At 69.7% G+C, this 10620-nt stretch carries 10 protein-coding genes; 5 read left to right on the forward strand and 5 right to left on the reverse strand.

Features of this window, described 5'->3' with window-relative positions; all coding sequences use genetic code 11:
* Positions 1–393 precede the first annotated feature (393 nt).
* From FCI23_RS17460 to recQ, 4 genes are all read left to right on the forward strand, one after another.
* Complete coding sequence (locus FCI23_RS17460; protein WP_136724817.1) at positions 394–900, forward strand: DUF1003 domain-containing protein; 507 nt, start codon at positions 394–396, stop codon at positions 898–900.
* A gap of 299 nt (positions 901–1199) precedes the next feature.
* Positions 1200–1874: a TetR/AcrR family transcriptional regulator gene (locus tag FCI23_RS17465; protein WP_246143775.1), complete on the forward strand. Its 675-nt coding sequence runs from the start codon at positions 1200–1202 to the stop codon at positions 1872–1874.
* A gap of 169 nt (positions 1875–2043) precedes the next feature.
* Positions 2044–2961, forward strand: a complete 918-nt coding sequence (locus tag FCI23_RS17470; RefSeq protein ID WP_136724819.1) for an NADP-dependent oxidoreductase — start codon at positions 2044–2046, stop codon at positions 2959–2961.
* A 66-nt stretch (positions 2962–3027) separates the two neighbouring features.
* Entirely contained in the window at positions 3028–4881 is a 1854-nt protein-coding gene (recQ, locus tag FCI23_RS17475) for a DNA helicase RecQ (protein ID WP_136724820.1), read from the forward strand.
* Positions 4882–4910: 29 nt separating this feature from the next.
* On the opposite strand, the gene FCI23_RS17480 is transcribed toward recQ, so the two are convergent.
* A complete protein-coding gene (locus tag FCI23_RS17480) occupies positions 4911–5576 on the reverse strand; it encodes a DedA family protein (RefSeq protein WP_136724821.1) in 666 nt (221 codons plus the stop codon).
* Between the two features lie 327 nt (positions 5577–5903).
* Between FCI23_RS17480 and FCI23_RS17485 the strand changes: the two genes are divergently transcribed.
* Positions 5904–6716 (forward strand): patatin-like phospholipase family protein, encoded by an 813-nt coding sequence (locus FCI23_RS17485; RefSeq protein ID WP_136724822.1) that lies wholly within the window; start codon positions 5904–5906, stop codon positions 6714–6716.
* A 148-nt stretch (positions 6717–6864) separates the two neighbouring features.
* Here FCI23_RS17485 and FCI23_RS17490 read toward each other — a convergent pair whose 3' ends face one another.
* From FCI23_RS17490 to FCI23_RS17505, 4 genes are all read right to left on the reverse strand, one after another.
* Positions 6865–7416: an MFS transporter gene (locus FCI23_RS17490; protein WP_136724823.1), complete on the reverse strand. Its 552-nt coding sequence runs from the start codon at positions 7414–7416 to the stop codon at positions 6865–6867.
* Positions 7417–7569: 153 nt separating this feature from the next.
* A complete protein-coding gene (locus FCI23_RS17495; protein ID WP_136724824.1) occupies positions 7570–8385 on the reverse strand; it encodes an SAM-dependent methyltransferase in 816 nt (271 codons plus the stop codon).
* A 32-nt stretch (positions 8386–8417) separates the two neighbouring features.
* On the reverse strand, positions 8418–9290 hold the full coding sequence (locus FCI23_RS17500; RefSeq protein ID WP_136724825.1) for a helix-turn-helix domain-containing protein: 873 nt from the start codon (positions 9288–9290) through the stop codon (positions 8418–8420).
* 146 nt (positions 9291–9436) lie between these two features.
* Positions 9437–10447: an SCO0930 family lipoprotein gene (locus tag FCI23_RS17505; protein ID WP_136724826.1), complete on the reverse strand. Its 1011-nt coding sequence runs from the start codon at positions 10445–10447 to the stop codon at positions 9437–9439.
* Between the last annotated feature and the right edge of the window lie 173 nt (positions 10448–10620).

Below are 10620 nucleotides of genomic sequence, written 5' to 3' on the forward strand. Positions count from 1 at the left end.
GACTCGCCGGGTACCTGGTCCGTCCGGTACCCGGCTGTCGGGGATCTCGCTGTCGTGCCGGCTGCGGCGGCTCGTTCCGGGCGCCGGGACAGCTGCGGCGGCGCCCTCGGAAGACGAGCGGACGCCGCGGAGAAAATCGGTGTGTGAGCCCCTCGCCCGGATCGGCCGAAGAGCACTACCTCTGAATGCGCGAAGTGCCCCGGCCTGTGTCCGGCTCAGCGTTGGAGGTTCGTCTGTCACAGGCTCCCGGGTACGGGAAAATGTCCGCACGACGCCGAGTGAGCATACATCCGATCCCAGATCCCCGGTCACCGAGCGCACACGGACGCCGGAAGAACAGTGGTCCGGCGGCTGCGGGCGGGGCCGCCGTAGGCGATCCGGCAATATGAGCGCATGAATTCGGACTCCGACAGTCGCAACGTCCCCGCACACCCGCTCGTCCGTCCCGCGCACGAGCGGTATGTCTTCGCCCGGATGCGTACTTCTCAGGACCGGGTCGCGGACGCGATCACCGCTTTCGCGGGGACCATGCGGTTCGTCTATCTGCATGCCGTGTGGTTCGTCGTCTGGATCGCGCTGAACGAGGGCCTGTTGGGCAACTCGGGGATCTTCGATCCGTATCCGTTCGGGCTGCTCACCATGATCGTGAGCCTGGAGGCGATCTTCCTGTCCACGTTCGTCATGGTGAGCCAGAACCGGCAGGCCGCCCGGGAGAACGTTCGGGCGGACCTCGACTTCGAGACGAACCTGCGCTCGGAGGTGTGGTCGGTGCACATAGGCAAGGTCCTCGGCCTGGATCCGGAGGCGATCGAGCGGCACGTCCAGGAGATCGTCGCCCAGAGCAGGACGGGCGTGGACGGCGCCTCGGCGGGAGTGCCGGTCGATCCCCGCAACTTGTAGCCGGGGCACGGGCCGCATCGCGCGGAGCGTGACTGAAACGGTGTCACCGGCGATGGCTTCCACCCGGTTTGCGGACCACCGGGCTCCTGCGCGGACAGGCCGTGGTCCGTATACGGCCGACAGCCCTCTGGCGGCGCGGCAGAGACGGTCCTCCTGGTGATCCGGCGCCGCCGGTCCGGCCCCGTCCCACAGGCGGCGCGTGACCCGCACAAGATCTTCGCGCAGCGCGCACACGCGGGATGAGCCGACGGGTGACCGGCCCTTGTGCTAAGTGTTCCGTTCCGGTTACATCGAGCACTGTGAAAGACGCGGAAGTCCTCAGCACCGCAGCTCCGGACGGGGAGCACCGCCTCAGGGCCGACGCCCTGCGCAATAGGGAGCGGATTGTCGCGGCCGCCCGCGACGCCTTCATCGCCTACGGTGCTGATGCGCCGTTGGACGAGATCGCCCGGCGGGCCGGGGTGGGCAACGCGACCCTCTACCGGCATTTCAGCGACCGCCGTCAGCTGATCCGCGAGGTCATGATCGCCGCCGCCGCCGAACTGACGGCGGAGACCAGGGGAGCACTCGCCGAGGAGCCGGACGCCTTCGCCGCACTGCGACGCGTGGTCCACCGGGCAGCCGACCGGCGTGGCGGCGCCTTCTTCTCCGTACTGTCCGGATGTCTGGACGACGATCCCACGGTCCGGACGGCTCGCGACACGCTCCTGCGGGCCGCGCAGGAATTGCTGGACGCCGCACAGCAGTGCGGCCGGCTGCGTCCAGATGCCGGCATCGGCGACCTGATGCTGGCGCTGGCCCAACTCGGCCGACCGCTGCCGGGGATGCGCGGCACCGATCTCGACCGCTTCGTCCACCGCCACCTGGATCTGTTCCTCGACGGCCTGCTGGCCCCGTCCCGATCGGTGCTGACCGGCCCCTCGGCCACCCTGGACGACCTGCCGCAGCTCTTCGACCCCGGCGCGGGACGGTGAGCCGCCGACCCCGCGCTGACGGCTGACTCACCCGGTCGGCCCCACCCGGGACCGTGTCGTACGGGGAATCAGACACCATCCGACCCGGTTGCCCAGGCACAGGACGCGTTCTCAGCAATCCCGCGGGCGGCGTGCACCAGCGCTGGCCGGCCGCGTGGAAGGGGCAGAAATGTTTGCGTTGACGTATGACGAATACGGTGACCCGTCCGTTCTCAGGGTGACCACGGTGCCCGAGCCGGATGCCGGTCCCGGGGAGGTGCGGATCGCGGTCCGCGCGGCCGGGGTGAATCCGGTCGACTGGAAAATCCGGTCCGGGTATTTGAAGGACATGATGCCGGTTGAGTTCCCCGCCATTCCCGGCAGCGATGCCGCCGGGGTGGTGGACGAGGTCGGGGAAGGCGTCGAGGGTGTCGGCGTCGGGGACGAGGTGTTCGGTTCCGGCCAGGGGGTGTCCGCCGAGTTCGCGGTCCTCGACCACTTCACCGCGAAGCCCGCGGCGATGAGCTGGGAGGAGGCGGCGGGGCTGCCGGTGGCGGCCGAGACCGCACAGCGGGCCCTGGACATCCTGAAGCCGTCCGCCGGACAGACCTTGCTGATCGAGGGTGCGGCGGGAGGCGTCGGCAGCGTCGCCGCCCAGTTCGCCATCGCGGACGGCGTGAGGGTCATCGGCACGGCGAGCGAGTCGAACCACGACTACCTGCGCTCCCTGGGCGTCATCCCCACCACCTACGGACCGGGGCTGAAGGAGCGGGTGGCGGAGCTGGCCCCGGAAGGTGTCGATGCCGCACTCGACACGGCGGGCAAGGGCTCCCTCCCGGACCTCGTCGAGATCACCGGGTCCCCCGGGAAGGTGGTCACCATCGCCGACTTCGAGGCCGCGAAGTACGGCGTCCGGGTGACCGCCGGTATGGGCGGTGAGCCCAGGGCGTGGCATGCCCTCCCCAAGGCGGCCCGGCTCTTCGAGCAGGGGGAGCTCCGCATCGCCGTCGACTCGGTGTTCCCTCTCGCCGAGGCGGCGAAGGCGCATGAGCGGAGCGAGGGCGGCCACGTCAGCGGCAAGATCATCCTGAAGGTCACCCAGGCCTGAGCCGGGTCGCCGGGGCCCTGTGGACAACCCGTACGGCCGGGCCCCGGCTTCTCGTAGAATCGCCGGGTGACCGCACCCGGAAGCGCCCCCGAGGTAAGCGACGCGCTGCGAGTGCTGCACCGCGTCTTCGGCTACGACTCCTTCCGGGGGGACCAACAGGAGATCATCGATCATGTGGTCGACGGCGGCGACGCGCTCGTCCTGATGCCGACCGGTGGCGGCAAGTCGCTGTGCTACCAGATCCCCGCGCTCGTACGGAAGGGCGTCGGTGTCGTCGTCTCGCCACTGATCGCGCTCATGCAGGACCAGGTCGACGCGATGCGGGCGCTGGGGGTCCGGGCCGGGTTCCTCAACTCCACGCAGGACATGGACGAGCGGCGGCTGGTCGAGGCCGAATTCCTCGCCGGTGAGCTGGACCTGCTCTACCTCGCGCCGGAACGGCTGCGGGTCGAGGCGACACTGCGGCTGCTGGAGCGGGGCACGGTCTCACTGTTCGCCATCGACGAGGCGCACTGCGTGGCCCAGTGGGGTCACGACTTCCGGCCCGACTACCTCCAGCTGTCCACACTGCACGAACGCTGGCCCGGCGTGCCCCGGATCGCCCTGACCGCGACGGCCACCGAGGCTACGCATACCGAGATCGCCTCCCGGCTGAAGCTCCAGGACGCCCGGCACTTCGTGGCGAGCTTCGACCGCCCGAACATCCAATACCGCATCGCGCCGAAGAACGAACCCAAGCGGCAACTGCTGGAGCTGCTGCGTGCCGAGCACCCCGGTGACGCGGGCGTCGTCTACTGCCTGTCCCGCGCCTCGGTCGAGAAGACCACCGAGTTCCTGGTGCGAGAAGGTATCGACGCCGTTCCGTACCACGCGGGGCTCGACGCCCGCGTCCGGGCCGCGAACCAGTCCCGCTTCCTTCGCGAGGACGGCGTGGTGGTCGTCGCCACCATCGCCTTCGGCATGGGCATCGACAAGCCCGATGTGCGCTTTGTCGCCCACCTCGACCTGCCCAAGTCCGTCGAGGGCTACTACCAGGAGACCGGCCGGGCCGGCCGCGACGGCCTCCCTTCCACCGCCTGGCTGGCCTACGGTCTCCAGGACGTCGTGCAGCAGCGCAAGATGATCGACACCTCCGAGGGCGACGACGCCCACCGCCGCCGCCTCGCCGCTCACCTCGAAGCCATGCTGGCCCTCTGCGAGACGGTGGAATGCCGCCGGGTGCGGCTGCTGGAGTACTTCGGCCAGGAGAGCAACGCGTGCGGCAACTGCGACACCTGCCTGACGCCCCCCGAGTCGTGGGACGGCACGATCGCCGCCCAGAAGTTCCTGTCCACCGTGGTCCGGCTCAAGCGCGAGCGGAACCAGAAGTTCGGGGCGGGCCAGATCATCGACATCCTGCTCGGCAAGAAGACCGCGAAGGTCATCCAGTTCGACCACGACGGCCTCAGCGTCTTCGGGATCGGTGCCGATCTGCGCGAGGCGGAATGGCGCGGCGTCGCCCGCCAGCTGCTCGCCCAGGGCCTGCTGGCCGTCGAGGGCGACTACGGCACGCTGGTGCTCACCGACGCCAGTGCGGAGGTGCTGGGCGGGCGGCGAGAGGTACCGCTGCGGCGAGACGCAGCGGCGGCAGCGAAGCCCGCGAAGGCCGCGAAGGCCTCCAAGACCGGGAAGCCCGGGCGCGCCGCGGTCGTGGATCTGCCCGAGGCGGCCATGCCGGTCTTCGAGTCGCTCCGCGCCTGGCGCGCGGCCACCGCGAAGGAGCAGGGCGTGCCCGCGTATGTGATCTTCCACGACGCGACCCTGCGCGAGATCGCGGCCGCCCCTCCGTCGACCCTCGACGAACTCGGCACCGTGACCGGCGTCGGCGAGAACAAGCTGGCCAAGTACGGCCAGCAGATCCTCGACACCCTGGCCGCCTGAAGCGCACCGCTCGGGGTTTACTGGCGGGGTCAGGCGGCCCGGTCGAAGGGCCGCGCCACCGCCGGACGCGTCGCCGCCTGGCTCCGGCGGCGCGTCCGGCGGCGTATCCGGCGGACGATCAGGAGCCCGGCCGCAATGGCAGCGGCCGCGGCGACGCCCGTCGCACCCGCGACGCCGACGGTGCTCAGCAGGCGCTCGGCGGAGGAGCCGAGGAAGTAACCGGCCAGGACGCTCCCAGTGCCCCATACGAGCGAGGCCGACGCGCTGTAGGGCAGGAATTGCCGGTACGGCATACCGAGGGCGCCCGCGGCGAAAGGCAGAAAGGAGCGGACGAAGCCCACGAACCGTCCCGTGAACACGGCCGCTCCCCCACGGCGGACCAGGAAGTCCCGGGCCCGCCCCGTCCGGCTGCCGGGGCGGGCCCGGCGGCGCAGCCACTGGGCACCCGGCCGGTGCTCGTACCAGTGCCCGAGGGCGTAGCCGAGGCTGTCCCCCGCGATGCCTCCGACGACTACGGCGGCGGTCAGCGCCACGGGGTCGAGGAGTCCCCGCCCGGCGAGGGCGGCCGCCAGCAGGATGAGGGTCTCACCGGGAAGGACGATCCCGATGAAAGCGCTGGTCTCCCCCGCGGTGAGGGCGAAGACCAGGACGTAGGACCACACGCCGGCGGTCTCGACGAGATGAGCGGGAATCACTGTGTCCGTCCCGCCGGACGCGGCCGCGAGGCGCGCGGGGGGCGGTCAGGGGCCGTTCCGGTGGTCGGGCCGTCGGCCGTGACCGTTGCGGTGCCGCTGTCCTCGCTTGGGGATTGCGGTCCCATACCCGCCTCCTGATTCACCCCGAAGGACCCGCGCCTTCGAGCAAAGTTGCCGTTCCACATCATCATCGGATGGCATCCTCCGTTTATTTCCGGGGTAGGTGAGACACATACCTCATCAAAACCGGGTTGCCTTCCGCAGTGAACGGAGGTTACCCTCCGATTAATCCCGGGTACTCGGCCCGGAAGACGAAGGGGGCACCCTGTGACGGTCGCCTTTGTACTCCAGGGAGGCGCCAGCCTCGCCGCAGCACAGGTGGGAATGCTGCGGGCGCTGACCGCCGCAGGCATCCGCCCGGACCTCGTCGTAGGCACATCCGCGGGCGCGCTCAATGCCGTCGCCTTCGCCCAGAACCCCACCCCGGAAGGCCTGGACGAGCTGGAGCGGCTGTGGACGAGCATCCGGCGCGGCGATGTGTTCCACCTGAGCGCCCGGTCACTGATCACCGGCCTGACAGGCCGTTCGAACAGTCTGGCGGTCCCCGACCGCCTGCGGGCGCTGATCGAGCGCGGCCTTCACATCCACGACCTGGGGGAAGCCGTGATCCCCGTCTATGTGGTCGCCACCGACGCCACGACCAGCGCCCCCGTCGTGCTCTCCGAGGGTTCCGCCCTCCAGGCCCTGCTCGCCAGTTCGTCACTACCGGGCATCCTGCCCCCGGTCCGGCGGGACGGCAGGCTGCTGGTCGACGGCGGGGTGTCGGCGGACGTTCCGGTTCTCCAGGCCGAGGCGCTGGGGGCCACCACGAGCTATGTACTGCCCGCGACGTTCACCCCCGCCCCGGCCGCCCCGGCCACGGGCGCCGTCCCGGTCCTGATCCGCACCCTGGGGCGAATGCTGGAGCGCTCGACGGTGCGCGACCTCGCGGCCGCCCATGGCAAGGTGCACATGCTCCCGTCACCCAGCTTGCCCGGACCCAATCCGCTCGACTTCCGGCGCGCCGCGGAGTACATCCGGCTCGGCCGCGAGAGCGCCGACCGCTGGCTCGCCGGCCACCTGCACAGCGTCGCGGCCTGAGGTCCCGGTCCCGGTCCCGCAGGATGACGGCTCCTCCCGGTGCCGGGAGCGGCTCGCAGCCCCGGACAGCGCCATCCGAAGCATGAACTCCGGTTACCGGGCGCTTTTGACCGCCGTACGGCTGCGCGGCCTCAGGGGCGCAGGGCATTCATGACGATGCCGCCGTACCGGCGCCACGCGGCCGGATCGTGCTCGCCCAGCCGGGCCAGCTGCCTGGCGCAGCCGCCGCGCAGCACCGTCCCTGCGCGAGCGCGTCGACCAGGACGCGGTCGTCGAACGCACCCGACCAGAAGATCCAGTGGTACGAGGCGTGGTCGACAAGCAGCCCGCCCATCAGCACTCCGAGGCCGCCGCCGATGCCCGCGATCGCCGGCACCAGTCCCACCGCGCCGGGCCGCCGCTTCGCCGGGAACTCGTCCCGGACAATGCCGAAGCAGAGCGGGAAGATTCCGCCCCCGGCGCCCTGCAGCACCCGGCCGGTGACCACCTGGCCCAGATTCCCGCCCAACGCGGCCAGCGCGCCACCGGCCGCGAACACCGGAAGCGATATCACCAGCATCCGGCGCTTGCCGAACATGTCGCCCAGCCGGCCCAGCACCGGCGTCAGCACGGCCGCCGAGACGAGGTACGCCGTCAGCGTCCAGGTCACTTTCTGCGCGCTCGTGTTGAGGTCTTTCGCCAGCTGGCCGATCGCCGGCACCCCATGGTCCGCTTCTGTTGCTCAGACTGACCGAACCCATGGGTCCGTCTGTTCCGGCGGTGTAAACAGCCGGGAGAATGAGAGCAGTCGCACACACGTTTGGCGGGTGCCGGTGCCCGACGCGCGCGGCACCGGCCTCCCGTCCGGCGCGGGTCAGGGCTTGAGGGCGACGCCTCCGTACATGGCGATGTCAGCGTCGTTGATCTTGGCGATCTCCTTGGGGTCGTTGTGCCAGCGGTGGACCTGGGCGATGCCGGGTTCGACCAGCTCCAGGCCGTCGAAGAACCGCTCGGCCTCAGCCAGGGTGCGCAGCCGCATGGGCATGCCGCGGGCGGCGTACTCGCGGCCGACCCGGTTGACCTCGTCGGGGGCGAAGTCCGCCGTCCCGATGGACATCGCCAGGTAGCTGCCCGAAGGCAGTGGTTCCAGCAGGCGCTTGACGATCCCGTAGGCATCGTCCTTGTCCAGGACGAAGTGGACGATGGCGATCACCGTCAGCGCGATGGGGCGGTCGAGGTCGAGGGTGTCGCGGAACTGCGGGGAGTTGAGGATCGTCTCGGGGTCGAGCATGTCGGCATCGATATAGGCCGTCCTGCCCTCGGAGGCACTGGCCAGCAGGGCCCGGGCATGGGTGAGGACGATGGGATCATTGTCGACGTAGACGACCCGGGACTCCGGGGCGGCCGACTGGGCGACCTCATGGAGGTTGGGCGTGGTCGGCAGGCCGGTGCCGATGTCCAGGAACTGCCGGATGCCCTTCTCCTGCGCGAGGTAGGCCGCGACCCGGTGCATGAAGTCCCGGTTGGCGCGCATGTGGATGGGCAGGGCGGGCCATTCCCGGGACATCGCTTCGGCCGCTTCTTGGTCGGGTGGATAGTTGTCCTTGCCGCCCAGAACATAGTCATATATGCGTGCGGAGTGGGCCACGTTGGTGTGGATCTCGCTGGCCGACCATCCGTTCTCGGACATGCGACCCTCCATTTCATCAGTGCGATTCCGGGTCAGAGCTTGTTGCGGATGCCACCGAGCAGGACCTGGGTCCTGTCCTGCGGCGCGGCCTGTGCGCACAGCCGGTCCAGGGCTTCCTGGTAAGCGGTGACGTCCTCCCGCTTGTCGAGGTAGACGGCACGTGCCAGGTTGTCGCTGTAGACGACGTCCGGAAGCTCCGGGACCTTGAAGCGGAAGAAGTGGAACGACCCTGCCCGGGTCGCCGGGTGCGGGCCTTCGGAGAACGGCATGAGCTGGAGGATGACGTTCGGGAGTGCCGAGACCTGGATGAGATGGTCGATCTGGTCGCGCATGACGTCCGGGCCGCCGACCGCCCACCGCAGTACCGTTTCATCCATCACCACCCACAGGCGTGGCCCATGCCCGCGGGTGAGGAGTTCCTGACGCTGCATACGGAGGGCGACCCTGCGCTCGGTGACATCCGCGGGGGCGTGCGGCGCCTCGGCGGTCAGCTGGGCGCGGGCGTAGTCCTCGGTCTGGAGCAGTTCGTGGACGAACTGAGCCTCGTAGGCACGAATGTAGTGAGCTGTCTCTTCCAGGCTGAGGAAGGCGCTGAACCAGCTGGGCATGACATCGCGGTAGGTGTGCCACCAACCGGGCCGGTTGGCCTCGCGCACCACGCCCACGAACGCGTCTATCTCGCCCTGGTCGGTGATCCCGTAGGTCCGCAGCAGCATTTCGACATCCGGCGGCCTCAGCCTGGCGACCTTCGCCGCTTCCATTCTGCGGACGGTCGCGTGGCTCATACCGATCGCCTCGGCGGCCTGCTCGTACGAGAATCCGGCTTTCTTACGCAGCTCTTCGAGTTGTTTGCCGACCACGATGCGCAGAACGGTCGGAGAGCCGCCGCGCCTGGCATCCACCACCTGCCCGCCTCCTCCTACCGCCTCTGCCGTGAGTAGTCTGGCACGCTGTCAGCGGGGGGAATCGGTGCCACGGACGAAGAGTACAAACCGCGCCCCCGGTACCGGTCCGCCGACCGGTACCGGGGGCGCGGAGCCCTGCGGTCTGTTCAGTACCCGCCGGTGCCGGAGCTGCTGGTCGAGGCGGAAGAGGTAGCGGTGGTCGTGGTAGACGTCGAGCTGCCGGCCGTCCCCGTGGCGGCAGGCTTGGTCTTGCCCTTGTCGACCGTGATCTTCTGCGTGATGGCGAACCAGACACCGCCGACGCCCTGGCCGTTGGTCTGGCCGGCTTCGGTGTCACCCTTGAAGGTGTACCCGGGCCAGCAGTTGAAGGCCTCCTGCTTGACGCCGTTCGGGTTGTTGAAGGTGAAGAGGGCCGTCGGCGAAATGCCGGCCGACTTGACCGCCGCCGCCACGTCGACCGGTGCGACGGGCGTCCACTTCTGCAGGCAGGTGGCATCACAGGCGGTCTTCATGGGCCAAGGGGTGTCCTTGGTGAAGAGGTAGATCGTCTTGCCGTTCTTGTCCTGCAGGACCTTGCCCAGCGTCGGGCTGTTGAGGACACCGAGCTCGGGACGCGAGACACCCGCCTTCTTGCCGTCGGGTGCCGAAGCGAACCAGGTGCCGCCCACGCCCTGGCCGTTGGTGTCACCGGGCGCGGTGTCCTTGGCGAAGCGGTACATCGGCCAGCCGTCCAACGTCAGCTGCTTGGTGCCGTCGGCGCGGGTGACCGAGCCCACCAGGTCCGGGTTGAGGCTGGCGGACGCCGTGGCGTCGTTGGCCGGGACGGGCGGCCAGGTGACAGCGCAGTCACCGTTGCAGTTGGACGCCGACGGGCTCGGGGTGTCCTTGTCGAAACGGTAGAGGGTCCGCCCCGCGCTGTCAGTGACGATCGACCCCAGCTTGGCGTCCGCCTTGACGGCCAGCTCGCCCGCGGTCTCGGCCTGCGTGGTGGTGCCTGCCGTGCTCGCGACCACACTCGGCGCGGTCGCCGCAGCGGTACCGGCCGCCGGCTGGACCAGGTTGGTGCCGTTCGCCTGGGTGTTCTGCGCCCCGCACGCTGTGGCCAGAAGCATCACCGCGGCCGCTCCGGCAAGTGGGACGTATTGCCACTTTCGCATATCGGTTCCTTCACGTATCGCGTCCGCACCGGCGGTCTCGCGCGGCGCTCCCCCCTAACGACGTCGTGCGCGGTAGCTGAGACCCCGGTCTGAGCATGCAAACGGCCGTGCGAGACGATCATGATTGTGACGTCAAGAGGGGCCCGCACGGCCTTGAGCCATCGTATCTGCAC

The organism is Actinacidiphila oryziradicis (assembly GCF_005047355.1).
GTDB classification, from domain to species: Bacteria; Actinomycetota; Actinomycetes; order Streptomycetales; family Streptomycetaceae; genus Actinacidiphila; species Actinacidiphila oryziradicis.